Origin of the sequence: Paenibacillus sp. FSL P4-0338, from assembly GCF_038002365.1 — a bacterium.
GTDB lineage: Bacteria > Bacillota > Bacilli > Paenibacillales > Paenibacillaceae > Paenibacillus_AQ.
Map to the genome: position 1 here is coordinate 4,045,886 of NZ_JBBOCG010000001.1, position 20,552 is coordinate 4,066,437.

Sequence of the window (20,552 nt, forward strand, 5' to 3'; positions counted from 1 at the left end):
TGAGTGGTAACTATATTTGACTGTGCGGTATTCTTAGGGGAATCTCTTAAGTATCCTGGATAGGAGATATGGGAACAACTATAGTAGTTCTGAATACTGTACTGTTATATGAATACTTGAAAGTTCCACCACATCTACTTGCCGCAGCCTTTATGGATCTTAACCCATACCCATGATGCAACTTGTTTGGTTTGCTCGTTTTCAATAGGCCAGTACCATGAATAAGCTTATGATGATATGGATTTGTAACCACAATAGATAAATAATTTTTGTAACAAAAAATCTTCACATTAAGATACCTTTCCTTCTCCATAACCCCCAAGTTTGCCTCAATTGCATTATTAAGAACATTAGTTAATATAGCGGATAAATAGGTAGGTGCAATGCTTAATTCTGGTAGACTATCAATCTCAAATTCCACAGCAATATTCTTTTTTTTGCATACAGCGATTTCATAGTTCAATATAGAATCAATATATTTACTACCACACTGTATTACAGGCTTAGAGCGCTCCAGAGTGGCTGAAATCGCCTGAATATATTCTATAGATTCCTCTATGCAATTCTCTTTCAATAAGTAGGCTATGTTGGCAAGGTTATTTCCAATATCATGCCTAATTTGCTTCAAGTCATAAGCCGAGATTTCATCAGTTGCCAATTGCTGCTCCAGTAGCTTATTTTGTAGTTCAAGACTTCTCCTTTGCTGCTCTTTTTGATAGAACAATTCCCCGAATAGATAAATAATTAATAATGACATTAGTAAGAAATAAATAGATACTCTAAAGGACAGCCATAATAATTCTGGGTTCGTGCTTGAGAATTTACTATTTATTACTCTATGAGAATTGACAATGACCACCAAGGCTCCAAGCATCACGTCTATGCAAACCCACGACTTAATCGTTAGATTAAAGTTTATTTTTTTGATAAATATCAAATTTAATACTATGACTGCTAATCTAATACAAAAAAATACTATTAGTTGTAAAATATTAAATAAATAATTATCCTGATTTGCCCAGCCTGCTAAAGAGAATATGCCAATTGTCAAAATATCGCTAATTACTAAAAAGTATTCAGTAAATAAAATAAGAAATAATTTAAATAAAATCATATCTTTATATAATACATGTATAGTTATTAGTGTTATCACCATTACTATAAGCGCTTTCATTATAATGGGCGCCACAGGATAAAACTGTGTAATAAGAGATTTAACTATTACAGCTAGGAGAAACACAACAATTTTCCAATAACCCTTTGTTCTACACTTTAGGAACTTATTAATGAACCAATACCCGAGAGCACTTTCTACAAGTAAAAAAGAATATCCATTGGTCATTCCTGACATCGGTTGACCTCACTGATCACATCAACGAATTTTTCGAGAACCTGATGTCTTTTCCTTCTGCTTAATGGCAATGTAATTCCGTTATCCAAACGAATCTCCGCATCATCTATAGAAAATATGTACTTAAGATTTACGATACATGCCCTATATATTTCAACAAACCCCAAGGAATTGTAATGTTCTATTAGGTCTATGAATTTGCAGCAATGTAACACATATGTTTTGGTTCGAGTATGTAAGTAAGTAATCCTATTAAGAGTTTCAAAATAGATGATGTCATCCAAGGGTACTTTAATGGTCATTTCCCTATCCCCGGCAAGATTAACTCTGAAAATTTGATTCTGCGGGTGTTCTTCCGTAATGACCTTTCCCAATCGTTTGATAACTGCCGGTAATCTATCTTCCAGTAGCTGCTTAGGCAAAAAATCACTTACATTGAATTGAAAGGTGCTTAATATCTCCTGTTCAAATGAAGTCATAAACACCAGCTTAAAATGGCTATCCAAAATGCGAAGTCTTCTTGCCGCTTCTTTTCCATTCATGAAGGGCATGTCAATATCCAAGAATATGAGATCAAAATATGGATTATACTCTTCAAATCTCTTAATCAATATCTCCGCTTTTGTAAAGCAATATATGGAGACCGGAATCTTCAAAGCTTGGAATGTCTTTTGAACTACAGGAAGAATTCCATCTAAAAAGTCTCTATCATCATCACACAACGCCACATTTAACATACTTTCCCTCCTATGATCCTCTTTGTTTTTATTTTAAAAACATAAAAGAATGCAAGAAACCAATTAAATAGGAATCATTAGTATTAACAATATCATAGAAGTGCAATACTTTCCCATAATTTATAATTATCCATCTCATTATTCCATAAAAAATACAAATAAATCCAGTCATCACTTACCCAGTAAAACCTTAAAAGCCCGGTCCCCAAAAGGACCAGGCTCTTTCACTTTCAGCTTCCACGCACACGGTCAGAGGAATGACTCCCTTGGTCTCGCCTGATCTCACCGAATCTCGCCTGATTTCACCAGGTCTCACAGAACCCCCAGGCGTTACCGTTCCGCCAGCGCCACCGTAACCTGCTCCACCAGCTTCTCCGGCTTCGCCGTGTTCCTGGAGCGGCAGTTCAGGAATTCCACTTCTTCCCCATTCTCAACATAAAAAGCCGGGCCGTCGTGGTTCTCAATAGTGACCTGCTGGAACTGCACCTGACGGACATTGCCGAGGAAGAAGCCCCGGCGCTGCATGTCCTGAAGCCCTGCCATCATATCGGGCTGGCCGGGCACAGCGTGCTCCGCCATCGAGATATCGATGTTGGTGAAGGTGATTTCCGAGACGGCCTGCTCGGCAAGCCCATACAGGAAGCCGGCAGCGGCATGAACATTGCGGGCCGTAATGTTGGCATAATGAATCCGCCGGAACTGCGGCGTCTCCGCTGTCACCGGATACGGATTCTTGTCCCAGACGTATTTCTCCTTCCCCCTGGGTCCGCAGAAGTAATAAAGGTTCAGCGTGAAGGGACAAATCACATCCTCCATCACTATATTGCTGATTCGGATATCCTCAATAATCCCGCCCCGTCCCCGCCGGGACTTCATGCGGATGCCGCGGTCCGTCTGCTTGAACACACAATTGCTGATCGTTACATTGCGGATATCGCCGCTCATCTCACTGCCCAGCACCACCGCGCCATGGCCGTGAACCATCACGCAGCCCGTAATCGTGATATTCTCGCAGGGAATCCGCTCCTGGGTATCCTCGGTACCTGCCTTTATGGCAATGCAGTCATCGCCGACATCAATATGGCAGTTGCTGATGCGCACATCCTGGCAGGATTCGGGATTAATTCCGTCGGTATTCGGCGAATCGGCCGGATTCAGGATCGACAGATTATCGATCATCACATTGCTGCAATGGATCGGATTCACCGTCCAGCTTGGAGAATTCATCAGCGTCAGATCGCGGAGCGTCACCCGGCTGCAATCGTCGAAGCCAATCAGCCTCGGGCGGGGATACTCCAGCTCTTCCGGGCGGTTCCGGTGCTTCTCCCACCAGGGTTCCCCATTCCCGTCAATGGTTCCGCTCCCGGTAATCGAGACATTAGTCAGGCCCGCTCCGTAGATGCAGGCGGCATGAACCTCCCGCTTCACCCCTTCCCACCGTGATTCCACGACAGGATAATCCGCCGGATCGGCACTGAAGAACAATACCGCACCGGGACTTAAGTGCAGCTCCAGGTTGCTGCGCATACGCACTGCACCTGTCACATAAGTCCCCGCTGGAATATACACCATCCCGCCACCCGCACGGGTCGCCGCCGCAATAGCATCCGCAATCGCCTGCGTTGCTGATACCCCGCTGTCCCGTTGCGCTCCGTAATCTACTATATTAAACACCCTGCACCTCCATTCTTTACTCTAGCTGCCGGTTCACGTAACCTCAGCTCTGTTACGCCTGTATCAGGAGCATCTGCTTCCGGCTCTATCATGCATATGCCTAACCAGCAGCCTCTACCCTATCACCCTTATGCCTTATACAAATCCTGCATCTCCACACAAGCCATCACCAGTGCGCCTACCCCGTGCAGATCATTACTGACCTTCGGGCGGGTAACATAGTTCCGGTAATCTCCCGCCGAGGTCCCGATACAGATATCCGGCAGCAGCAGCCGGCCCTGCTCATCCCACTGGAGCACCTGAATTAAGCCTTCGTAGCCCTTACGCGCTGCTTCCGCCGCTTCATCCGTAACTTCAGCCGGAAGGATACCCAGCTTCACTGCTCTGGCAATCGTGTAGACGAACAGACAGGAGCCTGAGGTCTCCAGCCAGTTGTCCGGCTCCTGTCCCTTATCCACCACCTGATACCACAGGCCGCTCTGCGGGTCCTGATAACGGATCAGCGCCTGCACGAACCCGCACAGCTCGGCAGCCAGCTCCGCCCGCCCCGGATCAGTCTCCGGCAGCTCATCCATGAACTGCGAGACGGCAAGCCCGTACCAGCCAAGCGAACGGCTCCAGAACTCCGGCGAGCAACCAGTGGCAGGATTGGCCCACGGCATGCGGCGGCTCTCATCCCAGGCATGGTAGAGCAGGCCGGTCGCCTCGTCCTTCATATATTTGCGCATCAGACGCTCCTGGTGCAGGACCTCGGCCCGCAAGGCATCGTCTCTATAAGTATTCGCGTACTTCAGCGAGAACACCCCGGCCATGTACAGTCCATCCAGCCACATCTGGTTCGGATATTTGTCCTTATGCCAGTACCCGCCTTCGGAGGTCCGGTTCAGCGTCAGCAGCAGATGGCGGAGTTTGACTGCAGCTTCCCGGTATTTCCGCTTGCTGGTCCGTTCATACAGCGTGAAGAGCAGCAGCCCCGCCTGAACGGCATCCAGCTCATCCCGGGCAAAGTCGAAGTTCCCCTGCTCATCCACCAGATCATCCACATACTGCTTAATATAATCGATATAGCGGTCCTCCCGGAGCGTCTTCCACAGCAGCTCCATCCCGCACAGGAACACGCCCTGGTGATAATGCCAGCGGTGCGCAGGCGGGAGCTCTCCCGCCTCATACGTATCCATTAATGAATCACAGGCCTTTTGCGCCCATTCAATCGGTGTTTGCGGCAGACTGCCTATCATCGTAATACCCCTTTCATCTTGTCAGAATAGCCCGCCCGTCCCCAGGAACTAGCCCTTCATCGAGCCCAGCATCGCACCCTTGGCAAAATGCTTCTGCAGGAACGGATACACCATCAGGATCGGCAGCGTAGCGACCACGATAACTGCCATCTTGATCGTCTGATCCGGCGGCGGAACCGTGCCGTCCAGCGTCGCACTGTGATCCATCCCGCTGGCCAGCACGACGATCTGCCGCAGCAGGACCTGAATCGGCCATTTAGCGCTGTTATCCAGATAGAGAATGGCGCTCATATACGTGTTCCAGTACGTCACGGCGTAGAATAGAGAGATCGTGGCAATCGCGGGCAGCGAGAGCGGCAGGACGATTTTGAACAGAATCCCGAAGTCATTGCAGCCGTCGATCTTGGCCGATTCCTCCAGCCCCTCCGGAATGTTCTGGAAAAAGTTCTTGAGGATAATCATATTGAATGCACTGATCGCGGAAGGAAGAATTAGCGCCGCATACGAATCGATCAGCCCCAGCTCCTTCACCACGAGGAACGTAGGAATCATTCCCCCGTGGAACAGCATCGTGAACACCACCAGGAAGTTGAACACCCGGCGGCCGTCCAGATCCTTGCGGGAGAGACCGTAGGCCATCAGCGCCGTAACGAACATACTGAACAGCGTGCCTATGAGCGTAACCCCGATCGACACACCCAGAGCTCTGAAGATGGTATTCGTGGAGAAAATAAATTTGTACGCCTCGAAGCTCCATACCTTCGGAATCAGCACGAACTTGTTGGCAGCCAGCTCAGCACTTGTAGTGAAGGAGCCTGCTACCACGTGGACGAACGGCAGCACCGTTACCAGCGCGATCAGGGCGAGCAGTATAAAGTTGACGGCAGAGAATAGTCTGCCGCTGAATGTACGGTCTTCTACCATTTGAATTCCTCCTGCGGCATTTTAATAAACGCCTTCTTCTCCTATTTTCTTGGACACCTTGTTGACGGTCATAACCATAATCAGGCCCACAATCGACTTGAAGAAGCCGATGGCTGTACTGTAGCTGAACTGCCCTTGCCGCAGACCGGCGGTATAGACATACGTATCAATAATTTCCGCAACCTCGCGGTTCATGGAGTTGAGCAGCAGGTAGACATGCTCGAAGCCCAGGTCGAGAACGGAACCGATTTTCAGAATAAACAGGGTGATGATCACTCCCCGGATGGCTGGAAGCGTAATATGCCAGACCTGTCTGAGCCGTCCGGCTCCGTCCATACGCGAAGCTTCATAGAGCCCCGGATCAATAGCCGCAATAGAAGCCAGATAGATAATCGTGCCCCAGCCTGCTTCCCGCCAGATGACCTGAAGGATATACATCGGCCGGAACCAGCCCGGACTCAGCAGGAAATTGATCTTGGCGAAGCCGAAGTAAGCCAGCAGCTCGTTGATAATCCCCCCGTCCATCGTCACCATGACGAAGGAGATCGAGACGACGATAACCCAAGACATGAAGTGCGGCAGATACACTAGGGTCTGGAAGAATCTTTTGAAGAAGGTGCCTCTGAGTTCATTAAGCATCAGGGCCAGAATAATCGGAATCGGAAAATAAATCAGAATGTTCATCCCGAACAGAATCAGCGTATTCGCCAAAATGTTCAGGAAATCCGGCTCGGTGAACAGCCGGCTGAAATGCTTCATGCCCACCCATTCGCTACCGGTAATCCCTTGGTAAGGCTTGTAATCCTGGAAGGAAATAATCAGTCCGTACATCGGCAAATATTTGAAGATAATGAAATACAGCACGCCGGGGATCAGCATGACATAGAGCAATTTGTTGCGCCACAGCCGCTTTTTCAGCTCACTGCTGCTCTTATATTTCTTCGGCATGGGTTCGGGAACTACGCGGGGCGGGGCGGATACTTCCTGCATGATTCTCTTCCTTTCTCTGTAAATTATTCGGGTAGTAGAAAAAGGCTGCCGGAGCGCTAACCCGGGGCAGCCCTCTTCCTGTTCAGTCCGCTGCTATAGCAGCTGCGCTCTGCTTATTTGGTGTACGCGGCATTGTATTCTTCGATAATCTTCGCCCCGCCCCGGCTCTTCCAGTTCTCCACTTCTTTCTCGAATCCGGCCTTATCCAGCTGACCGTACATATATTTGTAAGTGGCATCCGCAATAATCTGCTGAAGCTCTACGCCCTTGGACGTATAGGTAGCCGAGTCGAGCGCCGCCGTAGGATCTGCGACCCCGTATTTCACGTTCTCCAGCACCAGCTCCTCCGCATGAATCCGGCCCGGCAGCACGTTCAGACTCTGATACATGCCGTTCGTTTCGTATTCGCCAATGACGCTGTCCTTGAAGCCTTTGACCTCACGTTCGATCAGCTCTTTATTGTCGGTCGCTTTGGCCTTGCCGTCCACGACGGTGTAGTGTGTGCCTTCAATGCCCCAGTACATCAGATTGGCTACCTCAGGGGTCATCATCGCGTCGAAGAACTTCAGAATCTTCTTCAGTTCCGCCTCATCCTTGACTGCCGATTTCGGGAACAGCACTACGTTGTTGTAGCCGGGAATCATCCACTGGGCGAATTTGCCGTCAGGTCCAGCCACCATGCTATGCGTATCCAGTACGGCATCCGGCACGTTCTTGATCAAGTCCTTGTTCAGGGAATCGATGTCCTGCATCGAGCCGCCGATATACAGCCCGGCCTTGCCGCTGGTGAACATATTGACCGCATCCGTCTTACTGGTTGCCGCGAAGTCCTGGTTCATATAACCGCCTTCACGCAGCTTGCGGAAGAAATCCATCGTGTCGATGTATTGCGGAAAAGTGAACTCCGGTGCCAGCTGTCCATCCTTCTCCGCCCAGTTGTTCGGCGTGCCGAACCAGGAGGAGACCGTCTTGAAGGCACCGTACACCAGCTCATTGCGGTCCACAACGCCGATAGTATCCTTCTTCCCGTTGCCGTCCGGGTCCTTCTCGGTGAAGGCTTGGGCCATGGCGAACAGCTCCTCGGTATTGGCCGGTGCTTTCAGACCCAGCTTATCCGCCCAGTCCTTTCGGTAGATGATGCCCTGGCGGGCCAGCGGACGGCCGATGTATAGGGTATACAGCTTGCCGTCGACCTTGGTGTTGTTCAGGATCTCCGGCTTCAGCTTGTTCAGGTTCGGGAATTCGCTGAGCAGCGGCCCGATCTCCCAGAACTGTCCGTCCTTGATCGCTTCCTTCATCTGCAGGAAGGTGGTCTGGTTCTTCAGGTACGTCACCTGCGGCAGGGAACCGGTGGCGAACGAGGAGTTCAGCTTCTCTTCATACGTGTCAGCCGGAAAGAACTGATAAGTCAGCTTTGTATTCGTCAATTTCTCCACTTCATTCTTGATCGTATCCGGTGGAGTATCTGTCGTATTCAGCGGTAGCATAATCTTGATTTCTGTCGGCTTCTCCGGCTCTGCGGTGGCCGGGTCCGTGGTTGCGGTTGTGTTGGTCCCGGTGCTGGCGCCCGGGTCTTTCGTAGCTGCCGCCTCTTTGTTGTTGTTACCGCCGCAAGCGGACAACATGCTGAGTGTCAGCAGCGAGCTTAGGAGCAGGGTGAAGGATTTTTTCGTCATTCCTTTTTGACCTCCGTTTAACTTGTATTGGTTACAAGCCTCACATTACGCTCTGCGCTGGATTACGAAAACAATCATTTGCTCATAAAGGCAGGCGGGGCGCGGGGGTGTGGGTTAATGATTATCGTGTGATGGGGGGATAGGCCGCGGAAAAACCACTTATGGAGCGGCGGCGGGCGGGACTACGTAAGCTTTGGACTTCCGGCCGCTGTTGTCTCCAGATGTTCTTGATTATATGCTTGCAGCAGATAACATCCAGAGACAAAGGCGGACGCTACCGCTCCTCCAGTTCCAAACCTCCCTCCGTCCCTTTCTGCCGCTCCAGGCTGGGGGCTTTCAAGGCCTATCCTTGAAAGGGGGCAAGGGAATATCCCCGCCGCTTCGCACGGCGGGGCCTTGAAGTATGCTGTGTAGCGGGCGAGGAAGAAAAGGATAGAGTGAAGGTGCTGTAGGAGGCCGGATTGTGTCAGCTTTTGCTGCCTTAGGTGGGCTGAATAGGATTAAAGGTGAACAGTCCCTCTATTACTCAAAAATCCTGCACAAATTGCAACACTCCGCTCATGAAACTAACCATTATCAAAAAATGTTGCAGAAAAAGCAGCATTCCTTCTCTTCTAAGCCGCCCAAAGAGAAAATTCCTGCATTTCGTGCAACATTCCTTTGTAGTGTCCTGATATAGGCGATCCAGAGATGCATTATCTGCAACATTTTAATGGAATAGTTAATGTGCATCGCTTTACAGATCATAGTTTGGTGCGTATTCTGTGTTCACTTAATTAGATTCCTCTTACAGTTTTCTTTATATAACTCTTCGCTTCAGCCAAGGTTAACTGTGTTGATATAACGGATACGTTTAATTCTTCTTGGGTTGTTTCATTGTATAGTGATTTTTCACCCAATGAATCAAGATCTCCAATTAATTTGTTTCCTAAGGAAGGGAGTTTATTTTGAACCTCAATGATGGAAAAATAATTGTCTTCAGTCTGTACAGCAAAAAAACCTAACCGTCTATACTCTACATAGACTTGACCTCTCATTAACCCACTCCTCTCCCTTTACCATTATTCTTATCTTGTTCTGCACTTTTATTATTGTTAGCTTCATTTTTCGGCTGAAAAATAGATCAATCATGAAGGAGATCATTGACTTTTTGTTGCCACATAAATATACTTATCATGGACACAAAAAGTGGGGTGAAGCGATGTCGTCCAAAAAGATGGGGCGTCCACTATCTGACAATCCCAAAAGTGAATTGATTCGGGTCCGTGTCGATCAAGAGATTCTGAGTAAGCTTGATGCTTGCACCGAGAAGCTCCAAACGACCCGTTCCGATGTGATCCGCAAGGGAATTGAAAAGGTGTTTGACGAGCTCCAAAAATAAAGAAGGAAGCAGCGTAAGTCCCGAGAAGAACACCGCTACTTCCTATCCCGCAACCGCTTGGATAAGCAGACTGCATAAATATCCTACCATGTGCAGGAATCTCATTCAAGCGGTGTGATGAACATAATGGGAGGACAAACATGAAAACAATTCTGGAAGCCCTGTACCATGGGAAGCTTCAACCCAATATGACTATTGTGCCGTCACATCCAGAATATCGTTACGCATGCAAACAGGTGACAGCAGAGACACAGCAATGGCGCGAACGGTTAGGGGAAGAAGTGTTTCGAGAGCTAGAGGAATATTTAGACTTGTGCGACAGCGTGAACAGCATGCAAGTGGAAGCTGCCTTTCATCATGGGTTCAAGTTGGGCGCAAACTTAGTAATTGAAGTAATGAGTAATCGGCCATAAGCCGCAGAGAATATATCGTCTGTCTCGTAGAATAGTCCCCTGTCTAAGCCCCATCACTGAAGCGGCGGGGCCTTCTTTTGCATTTCATTTCCACTTTTTCTGCAAATCGTATAGGTCTGTGCTTGAAGTCACCTTGAGTGCGGCAGTGTTAGATAATTAGGATGAAGATCAGATCTACAGGGGGAATAGGTTCGATTGAGGATTATAGGAGAAATAGCTTGTTCAACTATTAGCCTGTATTGCTTCTGGATTGCTTAAGGATGTTGGTGAAAGTACCCAGAATCTTATGTTTCTCATCGTTAATCAACTGATACTGCTGAACCGACTTCGTTAGAAATTCCAGGCCGCTGTGATATTCACCTCTGTCTAGTAAGTACTTAGCCAGTTCCAACAGTAAATTAGCTTGACGGTCTAGAACTAATTTACGTGAATATCTCACCTGGACCAGATCAATAACACTCTTCTCCAGGTCATGCTTAAAGTGTTGTAAGGTAGCATTGATATTAAAGTTGTATTTATTAGCTGCCTTAAGCATATACAACAACCCGGTAATTCTCTCCTCTTCATGTGCGTCCAGATAAATAGAGTATGGTTCAATTACTGTTGAATCTCCACTTATCAGCTTTGTCAAAATAATATTAGCTTCGGACCACTCCATGAACAGACTCTTCCAACGCTCGACTTCATCCCCTTGTTCTCTTACCCAGCCAAAATCAGCATAACTCGTTATATAACCCAAAGCCCCCTCATAATCACCCAACTCATCGCAAACATTTCCGCGCAGTAAATTACTGTACGCAATGTAAAAGAACAGCGGTCTGCCGGGAAGTTTGACGGGTTCGGATGCTCTGCGTTCGTCCCGGCCTTTCAGGTCGTATTGAATTCTGGCTTTATGGCCCATTTTGGCGGCGTATTCCTCAACCTTGTCCCAGCGCTGTAAGGACCGGTATGTATTGGAAAGCTCTTTGAGTGCATCGAGCTGATCGACTTCATGGAGCCGTTCCACAAAAGGCTCGAACCGGTTCGCTGCCCACAGGTTCCGGTTTTGGTCATCGCTGAGTGAGATGGTAAACAGCCTGAAATGACATAGCGCCAACCGTTCGGAATGCTGATAGCGTTCAGCTTCGGCGACAATCTCGTAGATTGTAGCAGCTGCATCCTTTTTCCCAGCGATGAAGAGTTCTTCTGCACTATCAAACAACAGAGGCGCATACATCAGATTGTCCATAATATGGCGGGCCATTCGCTCAATACTGTCCAGCTTGTTCAATTCGGCACAACGGAGCAGCAGGGGGCCAATTCTCCGCCAGTCGGAAGAGCCGCCGATAATGTAGTCATTGATGTACAATTCGTAGAAATACCCTTCCTCCTGCCCCATGGCCTGAGTAATCCGGTCCAACTGCTGCATCGCAATAGGCCGGTGCCCTCGAAGAATATTGCTGAGTGTCCCGGAATGAAGCTGAGAACGCTTGGCAAATTGAGTAATTTTCAAGTCCGTCTGCCGCAAATACTCCTCCAATTCAGATAATATCGTAGTCGTTGTCTGCAATTCGCAACCACCTTCCCTCTTCAATATGTGATTTATAGAATAAAATCCCTTTTATGTTACACAAAATATACCAACGCCCGATTCGTTAATCAAGTACTATTTTATGTATTTTTCCTAAACTTTAAAATTTTGGCATTAGAGTTGCCACTATTGGTACAATGGCCATCCTGCTCACTTTCATGAATAGAGTTATGAATAGTTTCGGGCACAAAAAAAAGACCTTGAGGATTCACTCAAGGCCTAAAAAAATGCTCACATCCTATAACCCAAAATAATATCCCCGTTGTCCTCAAACTCCCCAGTCTCGGTGAATCCCACACTCTTATAGAGCTTATTAGCCGTTAGATTAATCGGGATATGCGATACCCTGATCTGTGTGCAATCCTCGCGGTTGCTCAGCATCTTAATAACCTCTTTAATTGCTGCTTTCCCGTACCCTTTGCCCTGAAATCTTCCGTCAATCATAAATCTCAGAATCCAATAATAGCCGTCTGTATATCTCTCATTATCAAACAGAATAAATCCGACCATCTCTTCTTCATTAAAAATACCGTAGGGTACAGAGGTAGGTTCGTTGGTCGCATGTACAAGTGAGTCGGCATTACTTGCCACCAAGTTTAGTTGCCCGGCGCTTACGCTCAATTGAGTGCACTCCTGTTCCAGCTCAGGGGTAATCTTATGTAGTGTAATATTCACGGTGTAATCAATCCTCCATATTGTCTGATCTAAAATGTACTAAAAATATGAAATGGTTTTTGAAAAATCATACTGTAGTTGTCAATACACTCTAATTCAATCGAATCATGCTTAATCATAAATCGCTTCATATTTTCATGGACTTTCATAAACTCTTTATAATCATCTTCTTCACAATGTGATACAGCTATTTGATCAAAAGCCTCTTTTAGCCCAAAATCCTCCTGTACATGACCTAATCCCGCTGATAACCATTTAGTTGGATAAAAATATTGATTATTTAGGATATATACCAGTCGAAGCATTGCTTCTATTGCTCTATATTGATAGATCCGCCCTTCAATTATATTATTTCTTTTCAATGCTTCGCAGAAATTGTACTCTCCACTGTCATTAACTGTAACCCATAGACCACGAATAATCTTCTTTTTAATCTCATCCGGATAGGATTCAACCTTTTTTTGCGATAATGCTAATATTCCTTTTGGGTCCCATACTGGAGTAGCTCTCATAATATTGTTTAACGCATAAGGATCAAACTCATTCCAAAATCTATCCATTTCATCATTCATAAGGAGATCAAATTTCCAATACGCTCCACCAAATCCATAAGATACTCGTACTCCTTGATGCCAATATGTTTCCCCTGTAAAAAGTTCTCTAATGCTTTGACGGATATCCTCATCAATATCCATGTCGATATAATAATCTAAATCAATATCCGATTTTTCATCACAGAATCCATATGCAACCGAACCTTCAATGAAGATCATCATACTATTGACAACCTGGTCTGAAATCAATTGGAGTTTTGGAAGTATTACCGTTTCAAAATGTTTCTTACCAATTTCCACAAACTCATTCTGAGAATAATTTTTTATTTGTTCCATATGTATATTCATTCCTTTCTCGCTGTGCAAATAGTCATATACATGTCCCCCTCACTCCTCCGCCCCCCGCACCTTCGCCTCCGCCTCCGCATACTCCTGAATAATCAGGCTGCCGCCGCTGGTATGCCATTTCTCGACCTCGCCGGCGAAGCCGGTGGCGTCGATGTTGCCGAGAATGTAATTGTAGGTGGCATCTGCGATGATAGCGGAGAGCTCGGCGTTCTTCTCGTCATAGGTTGGCGAGGTTAGCGATACGGTGGGATCATCGACCAGAAACTGCTCGTTATCCCGGCTGAGCTGGTCGGCCAGGGCGGTGAGCTGCTCCTTTTGTGCGACCTCCTTGATATGCGTATTGCCCACATCGGCGATCATCAGGGAATTGAGCGGATTGACCTCATACACCCGCAGCTGGGATGTCTCTTCAGGAAGAATCACTTTCCCCTCCCCGTCCAGCTTATAGTGGCGGCCCTCGAAGCCGTAAGCCATCAGGTTGGCTACATCCTCATCCATCGTGCGGTCGAAGAATCTAAGCACCTGCTTCAGCTCCTGCTCGGTAGCAATGGCTTTACGTGAAAAGAGGTACAAGCCGTTGTACTTGGGTATGGACCATACCTTATATCCGTCCGGCCCCTTAATCCGGTTAATCAGCGTCAGCTCCGCCTTGGGGTTGATCGCCTTGGCCTCAATGGAGAGCCGCTGCACATCCGTCATGCTCCCGATGAAGATCCCCGCTGTTCCCCGGATGAACTTGTCCCGCTGTACCTCTTTGCTGGTCAGGGCGAAATCCTGGTTAATGATCTGCTCCTTGTATAACTTACGCATGAAGTTCATCGTGTTCATATATTCAGGCGTGGCGAATTCCGGGACGAACTGTCCATCTTCGATTGTCCAGTTATTCGGCGTGCCGAAATAGGAGCTTAACGTCTTGAATACCCCGTACACCAGATCGTTGCGGTCCACCAGTCCGAGGGTGTCTGGCTTGCCGTTGCCGTCCGGGTCATTCATGGTGAACTGCTTCATCACCTCATACAGCTCCTCCAGCGTTCCGGGCGGACGGAGATGCAGCTTCTCCAGCCAGTCCTTACGGATAATAATGCCCTGCCGGGAGGCCGGTCTTTCCGTATAAAGGCCATAGATTCCTCCGTCCACCGAAGTCTGCTTAAGAATCGCCGCATTCAGCTGACCGAGATTCGGAAATTCCGCCAGATAGGGACCAATCTCCCAAAAAGCGCCGGAGCGGATCATATTCTTGACCGGATTATAATCGGTGAATTTCACGAACGTCACTTTGCCGAGGGAGCCGGTGGTCAGTGCAGTATTCATTTTGTCCGTGTAGACGCCCTCCGGTACCCAGGTAATATTGAGCTGTGTCCCGGTCAGTCGCTCAATCTCGGCGATCAGCTCCGCTGAAGGCGTCTGCGGAAAATGCAGCGGTGCCAGAATCGAGATCGGCGCCGGGGCGCCCGCTGAATCGGAACGCTCAGACTCCCCCCCGCTGCAAGCGCTTAACATCATGAACGATAAGAACAGGATGAAGCACACTGCAAGAGCTTTCTTCCTGCCCGTTAACCGGTTGAACATTCCATAACCCCCTGAAGCGTAATATTTATCTGCCTTAGAAGCCTATCTATTGATTAATGTAGCTTATGTATGAATGATTAGAGAAAATGATTATTGCGGCACCAGATGATTATTGTTATTATCCTTCGTGATGCATACACTTAAGACAGTGATTTCTCTATTTCATGCAAAGGTGCTGAACGCTGTTGAAACATCTTAGCTTTCTCAGTAAATTAACTATGTTCGCGTTCGCCATCAGCATCCTGCCGGTGTTGTTCATTGGATCGTTCTCCTATTTCACATCCTCCAGCGAAATTCAAAAAAATGTTAACGAAAGCAAAAAGGAACTCATTTTACAAATTACCTCAAATGTAGAGCATAAGCTGAATACTGTCAACCAGACCTTGAACCAGGTCGTGAACTCTTCGGTGCTGAAGAAGGCGATGAACAACCCGCTGAATGAGAACGATTTCATTTTATATAACGACATCCGCAATGAGATCCGCAATATGCAGTCCTTCGATACCCGGCTGGAGGATGTCATCCTGCTTAATCAGCGCCAGAACTGGATGATTAAGAATTCCGGGCTCTACCGGCTGAATGAATACCGCAATTACGAGCAGCTGACGAATCTGTTGAATGTGGAAGGCAGCTCCTCCTGGGTGCTGAACCCCTCCTCCCTGTTCTACAGTGAAGAGAGCATTAACGTGACCGGCTGCAAGTACAGCATCAGTCTGATTAAGAAGCTGCCGACGACCAAGCTGCAGAAATACGGACTGGCTCTGGCCAATATTCCGGCCTGCAGTCTTCAGGACTTCATTAATCCCGATATGCAGCCGCTGGACAGTATTATGGTGCTGGATAAAAGCGGACGGATTCTGCTGCATCCGGACCGTAAGCTGATCGGAGAGCCTGCCACCGCAGCCGGATTCACGGGCTTCGGGCAGATCGCCGCTGCCGCTGAGCCGTCGGGACAATTCAAGACGAAGCTTAATGAAGCCGATTATTCAATCACCTATATGCGTTCCCAGTTGAACGGCTGGATCTATCTGTCGGCCACCTCCATCAAGAGTCTGACCCGCGAATCCGGCAAAATCGGCACCTACACGGTATTCGTCTGCACGTTCATGCTGCTGTTATCTGTGCTGCTGGCGTGGCTGGGCTCCCGGCGCATGTATACACCCATCGAACGGCTGCTCACCCAGATTGGACTGCGCCGTCCCGGTCTGCGGGCAGGGCGTACGGATGAATTCCAGCTCATCGGCGAGCAGGTGCATTCCCTGTTCCAATCGAAATCACAGCTGGAGAAGGAGGTCAGCCAGCATCTCGGACAGGTACGGACCTTCTTTCTGATTCAGGCATTCGGAGGCAATCTTAGAAGACGCGAGCTGATGGAGGAGCTGGAGCAATACGGATACGGCAAGCAAGTCGAGGAATGGAAGACGATGGCTGTCATTACGCTGAGCATCGACTTCTCCGAGGAGAACAGCTATGAGAAAAAGGATCTCAATCTGCTGTTATTCGCTGCGCATAATATGACTCAGGAGCTGGTTTCTGCGCAGCACAGGCTAACCCCTGTGATGATGGGTCATGCGCTGGCAGTCGTTATCGGCAGTGAGGATGAGAGCACGGAAGCTTTTCACCGGATGCTCTATGCGCTTACGGAGAAGCTCCAGCAGGAGATTAACGGGGTCCTGAAGCTGCAGGTCAGCATTGGGCTTAGTCTGCCGTTTCATTCGTTTGACAAAATGTCCATTGCCTATAGGGAAAGCCTTGAAGCTCTGAAGCACCGGATTACCCTGGGCAAAGGCATCATCATCCAGTACGAGAATATCAATTCCGGCAAGCATTATCTCAATCTGAACTACCCGACCCACACGGAAAATGACCTGATGGATGCCATCAGGCTGGCCGACAGCGATAAAGCGAAGGAGCTGCTGCATAAGCTGTTCAAGTGTATTTTTGCGCTGGGACTGTCGCCGCAGGAATATCAGATTCCGCTGACCCGGCTGCTGAACAATACGCTCATTATGATGCAGGAATCGGGAATTACGCTGAATCAGATCTACCATGCGAGCGGTTCCCTGTTCGAGGAGCTAACCGATCTGCATATTGTGGCCGAGATTGAAGACTGGTTCTGGACCATCGTGATCCAGCCGGTTATCGTCATCTTCCACAGCAGGCAGAACGCCCAGTACCATAATATCTCCGAGAAGCTGATCGACATCGTCCAGCATGAGTATGATCAGGATCTGACGCTGGAGGAGTGTGCTTCGCGGCTGCACTATAACGCCAACTACATCAGCAGTGTGTTCCGCAAGGAGACGCAGTATTATTTCAGTGATTATCTGAGCATGTACCGGTTCAAAATGGCCAAAAAATGGCTGGAGGAGACCGATATGCCCGTGAAGGATATCGCCTCCCGCCTGAGATACAACAATTCACAGAATTTCATCCGTTCCTTCCGCAAGCAGGAGGGGATGACCCCCGGCCAGTACCGTGACAGCTTCCACACGAAGCTCAGAGCGGTCCCGGGCGATGAGTAGGCGCTGTACCTTCAGGGGGGGCCTTGAGTCTCTGCAGCTTTCTGCGTCTGATAAACCATGTAAGAAGTAAGACCAGAATAAGCAAGATGCCGCCTACAGTAATCGCAATATTTCTGATATCCGGTACATAGACTACCAGCTGAATAGGCTCGGAATCCGCAAGGGATACATGCCAGGTTAAGGTATTGCCGTCTTGCTCAGCCGCATTATTAGCCCCGTATAGATCATAGGGAATCGTTAATTTGAAATCGACGGAGAAGCTGCCCATCAGCAGGCGCACCAGGGACTTAGGGACATTCAAGCTGCCGATGCCGTCAATAATCTCATCGGAGTAGGCGTTCAGCTTCGGCTGGGCCACTACATCGTATTTGGTATACAGCCACCTGTCCGTCTGCCCCACCTTGGCCTCTACAATATCGAAGCCGCTGCTGCTGTTCTTCAATTCCTCCATGGAGGCGTAGGATTTCTGAAATTGGTATTCGGTGGATTTGCCGCTTGCTGTCTTCTTCAGCTCTATGCCTGCGGCCGCCAGCCGGGTGGTTAGAAGCTCTTCCGCTTTGCCGCTGACCAGCTTCTCTGCCCGGGCATCCAACATAAGGCTGAAGGCCAGATCCAGGGAGCCGTCCTTCTTCACGGTTACATGGGCCGTGCCTTGCGCGCAGCCTGTGAGCAGCAGGACAAGCATGAGCATAATCAGTATTGCCTTGATTCTAATCGCGTTCAACCTGCGTTTCTTCAACCTCTGTCCCTCCATCCGCTGACTGTTGCTACTAGCTTAACCGAACCTTGAAGAAGCGAATCTGCGCTTATGGAGTCAAGCTTATCACATGCCGGGGAGGTACAGAAAGCCCCCAGCCTGCGGATATCCGTAAGCTGGAGGCTTCCCTGCGCGTAATCTTGTTATTTTTTCAAATGATAAGGGACGGTAGTGATAATTACATTGCGCCGGTACAGCAGATGCGCGCGGATCAGCAGACTGGACTGGTTATGCAGAATATTATGCCAGCCCTTCTTCGGTATGAATTGAGGAACGATGACGGTCACCTGATAATTCGACTCGCTCGCCTTGCGCTGAACCGTATCAATGAACTTGCTCAATGGATGAATGATACTGCGGTAAGGCGAATACAGCGTCACCAGCCGCACCTCCGGATGGAATTTCTTCCATTTCTCTTCGAAAATAGCGTCATCCTCGCGCTCGAACGGGATGTGGACAGCAATAATCTGTTCTGCGCCCAGCGACTTGGCATACCGCAAGGAATTCTCTACCACATGGGTAATACCGGCCACCGGCAGAATAATGATATTCCCCTCAATCGCCAGTGGCGGCTCACCGCAGGTGGCTACCCGCAACTGATCGGCAACCGATTCATAATGCTTGTAGATGCGGTAGAAGAACAGGATAATCAGCGGCAGGAAGACCAGCACCGGCCAGACCTGCGTGAATTTGGTCAGGAAGAACATCATCGTAACAATGAAGCTGATCAGTGCTCCAATTGCATTAATGATCAGCTTGGGCAGCCAGCCTTCCGGCTTGTGCCGGAGCCATTTGACGATCATGCCCGTCTGCGACAGGGTGAACGGGATGAAGACCCCGACTGCATACAGCGGAATAAGATGCTCCGTCCGTCCCTCAAAGGCAATGATCAGGATAATCGACAAGATACCCAGGCTGAGAATTCCGTTCGAGTACCCCAGCCGGTCTCCGCGTACAGTGAACATCCGGGGAATGAATTTATCCTTCGCCAGATTCACAGCCAGCAGCGGGAACGCGGAATATCCGGTGTTCGCCGCCAGAACCAGAATTAAGGCTGTTGTTCCCTGCACGACATAATACATGAAGTTGCGGCCAAAGACATGCTCGGCAATATCGGACACCACCGTGACTTGTTCACGCGGAGCAATGCCGTAATAATACGCCAGGAAGACGATGCCTGAGAATAACAGCGCGAGCAGAATCCCCATTGCCGCCAAGGTTTTGGCTGCATTATTCGGTGCCGGTGCCTTGAAATTGGGGATCGCATTCGATATCGCCTCCACCCCCGTCAGCGCCGAGCTGCCCGAGGAGAACGCCCGCAGCAGCAGGAACAGGCTGATTCCGGCCACCGGTGTTCCCAGTGAGGTATGAAGCTCCGCCGGTACTCTTCCAGTCAGCACGTTGAACAGACCCAGACCAATCATAATGAACATCGCCAGGACGAACAGATAGACCGGATACGCCAGGAAAGAGGCCGACTCGGTGACCCCGCGCAGATTTAGCGTCGTGATCAGCAGTACGAAGATGATGGCAATGATTACATTATAAGGATGCAGACTCGGAAAAGCTGAAGTGATCGCGTCTGTTCCCGCAGAGACACTGACCGCTACGGTTAGTATATAATCGACGAGCAAGGAGCCCCCGGCAATCAGACCCGGATATTTGCCCAGATTCTCCTTGGATACGACATAAGCCCCGCCGCCCTGGGGATAGGCGAAGATGATCTGCCTATAGGAGAGTATCAGGGCCAACAGCAGCACCAGTACCCCGCCTGCAATAGGAATGGAATACCAGAACGCGGCTGTACTAACCGTGATTAGCACCAGCAGAATCTGCTCCGGGCCATAAGCCACAGAGGACAAGGCATCCGAGGACAGAATGGCCAGGGCCTTAGTTTTGTTTAGCTTCTGTTCTCCCAGCTGATCGGACTTCAGCGGCCGTCCGATCAGGAACCTTTTTACCGAAGACATCATCATCACTCACCGACTTTTTTAAAGTTATATTACCCCTGGTGCACGATTAAAATCTGAACCTTTAACTGGATACAGACACTATTTTTGCTGCCCGTTCGATACTACATTAATTCTTTTATCACCATCTGTATATATGCAGATATCCTAGACAAACTCCAAACCATGAATAATAAATGTAATTCGCCGAAAGACACAGC

The 20,552-nt window shown here is 48.7% G+C and carries 18 protein-coding genes; 4 read left to right on the forward strand and 14 right to left on the reverse strand.

The features are described 5' to 3' along the window. Positions 1–46: 46 nt before the first annotated feature. From MKZ07_RS17780 to MKZ07_RS17810, 7 genes are all read right to left on the reverse strand, one after another. Positions 47–1,351: a sensor histidine kinase gene (locus MKZ07_RS17780; RefSeq protein WP_036701812.1), complete on the reverse strand. Its 1,305-nt coding sequence runs from the start codon at positions 1,349–1,351 to the stop codon at positions 47–49. Then, positions 1,339–2,088: a LytR/AlgR family response regulator transcription factor gene (locus tag MKZ07_RS17785; RefSeq protein ID WP_036701814.1), complete on the reverse strand. Its 750-nt coding sequence runs from the start codon at positions 2,086–2,088 to the stop codon at positions 1,339–1,341. Before MKZ07_RS17785 ends, MKZ07_RS17780 begins: the two co-directional genes overlap by 13 nt. 330 nt (positions 2,089–2,418) lie before the next feature. Further along, positions 2,419–3,762 (reverse strand): glycoside hydrolase family 28 protein, encoded by a 1,344-nt coding sequence (locus MKZ07_RS17790; protein WP_036701816.1) that lies wholly within the window; start codon positions 3,760–3,762, stop codon positions 2,419–2,421. Positions 3,763–3,890: 128 nt separating this feature from the next. After that, the gene (locus MKZ07_RS17795) at positions 3,891–5,000 is read right to left on the reverse strand and encodes a glycoside hydrolase family 88/105 protein (RefSeq protein WP_036701818.1); all 1,110 of its coding nucleotides are present in this window, start codon (positions 4,998–5,000) and stop codon (positions 3,891–3,893) included. Between the two features lie 48 nt (positions 5,001–5,048). Continuing rightward, a complete protein-coding gene (locus MKZ07_RS17800; RefSeq protein ID WP_036701820.1) occupies positions 5,049–5,924 on the reverse strand; it encodes a carbohydrate ABC transporter permease in 876 nt (291 codons plus the stop codon). Between the two features lie 21 nt (positions 5,925–5,945). Continuing rightward, positions 5,946–6,914: an ABC transporter permease gene (locus MKZ07_RS17805; RefSeq protein ID WP_036701822.1), complete on the reverse strand. Its 969-nt coding sequence runs from the start codon at positions 6,912–6,914 to the stop codon at positions 5,946–5,948. Between the two features lie 113 nt (positions 6,915–7,027). Further along, positions 7,028–8,590, reverse strand: a complete 1,563-nt coding sequence (locus MKZ07_RS17810) for an extracellular solute-binding protein (protein WP_036701824.1) — start codon at positions 8,588–8,590, stop codon at positions 7,028–7,030. Between the two features lie 463 nt (positions 8,591–9,053). On the opposite strand from MKZ07_RS17810, the gene MKZ07_RS17815 reads away from it, so the two are divergent. Continuing rightward, positions 9,054–9,269, forward strand: coding sequence for a hypothetical protein (locus MKZ07_RS17815; RefSeq protein WP_341026866.1), 216 nt, complete (start codon positions 9,054–9,056; stop codon positions 9,267–9,269). Positions 9,270–9,366: 97 nt separating this feature from the next. On the opposite strand, the gene MKZ07_RS17820 is transcribed toward MKZ07_RS17815, so the two are convergent. Next, on the reverse strand, positions 9,367–9,627 hold the full coding sequence (locus tag MKZ07_RS17820) for a hypothetical protein (protein WP_341026869.1): 261 nt from the start codon (positions 9,625–9,627) through the stop codon (positions 9,367–9,369). Between the two features lie 92 nt (positions 9,628–9,719). On the opposite strand from MKZ07_RS17820, the gene MKZ07_RS17825 reads away from it, so the two are divergent. Continuing rightward, positions 9,720–9,971: a CopG family transcriptional regulator gene (locus MKZ07_RS17825; protein ID WP_341026872.1), complete on the forward strand. Its 252-nt coding sequence runs from the start codon at positions 9,720–9,722 to the stop codon at positions 9,969–9,971. A 140-nt stretch (positions 9,972–10,111) separates the two neighbouring features. Then, on the forward strand, positions 10,112–10,384 hold the full coding sequence (locus tag MKZ07_RS17830; RefSeq protein ID WP_341026875.1) for a DUF6809 family protein: 273 nt from the start codon (positions 10,112–10,114) through the stop codon (positions 10,382–10,384). A gap of 229 nt (positions 10,385–10,613) precedes the next feature. On the opposite strand, the gene MKZ07_RS17835 is transcribed toward MKZ07_RS17830, so the two are convergent. From MKZ07_RS17835 to MKZ07_RS17850, 4 genes are all read right to left on the reverse strand, one after another. Then, positions 10,614–11,891, reverse strand: coding sequence for a transcriptional regulator (locus tag MKZ07_RS17835; RefSeq protein WP_341026878.1), 1,278 nt, complete (start codon positions 11,889–11,891; stop codon positions 10,614–10,616). A gap of 294 nt (positions 11,892–12,185) precedes the next feature. After that, the gene (locus MKZ07_RS17840; protein WP_341026881.1) at positions 12,186–12,629 is read right to left on the reverse strand and encodes a GNAT family N-acetyltransferase; all 444 of its coding nucleotides are present in this window, start codon (positions 12,627–12,629) and stop codon (positions 12,186–12,188) included. Between the two features lie 29 nt (positions 12,630–12,658). After that, a complete protein-coding gene (locus MKZ07_RS17845; protein WP_341026884.1) occupies positions 12,659–13,519 on the reverse strand; it encodes a DUF4037 domain-containing protein in 861 nt (286 codons plus the stop codon). Positions 13,520–13,570: 51 nt separating this feature from the next. Then, a complete protein-coding gene (locus tag MKZ07_RS17850; RefSeq protein ID WP_341026887.1) occupies positions 13,571–15,100 on the reverse strand; it encodes an extracellular solute-binding protein in 1,530 nt (509 codons plus the stop codon). A 185-nt stretch (positions 15,101–15,285) separates the two neighbouring features. Here MKZ07_RS17850 and MKZ07_RS17855 point away from each other — a divergent pair, with 185 nt between their 5' ends. Then, the gene (locus tag MKZ07_RS17855) at positions 15,286–17,625 is read left to right on the forward strand and encodes an AraC family transcriptional regulator (RefSeq protein WP_036701841.1); all 2,340 of its coding nucleotides are present in this window, start codon (positions 15,286–15,288) and stop codon (positions 17,623–17,625) included. On the opposite strand, the gene MKZ07_RS17860 is transcribed toward MKZ07_RS17855, so the two are convergent. Further along, complete coding sequence (locus MKZ07_RS17860) at positions 17,600–18,364, reverse strand: hypothetical protein (RefSeq protein WP_341026890.1); 765 nt, start codon at positions 18,362–18,364, stop codon at positions 17,600–17,602. The two genes, MKZ07_RS17855 and MKZ07_RS17860, sit on opposite strands and share 26 nt — an antisense overlap. A gap of 161 nt (positions 18,365–18,525) precedes the next feature. Next, complete coding sequence (locus tag MKZ07_RS17865; protein ID WP_036701889.1) at positions 18,526–20,355, reverse strand: APC family permease; 1,830 nt, start codon at positions 20,353–20,355, stop codon at positions 18,526–18,528. Positions 20,356–20,552 lie beyond the last annotated feature (197 nt).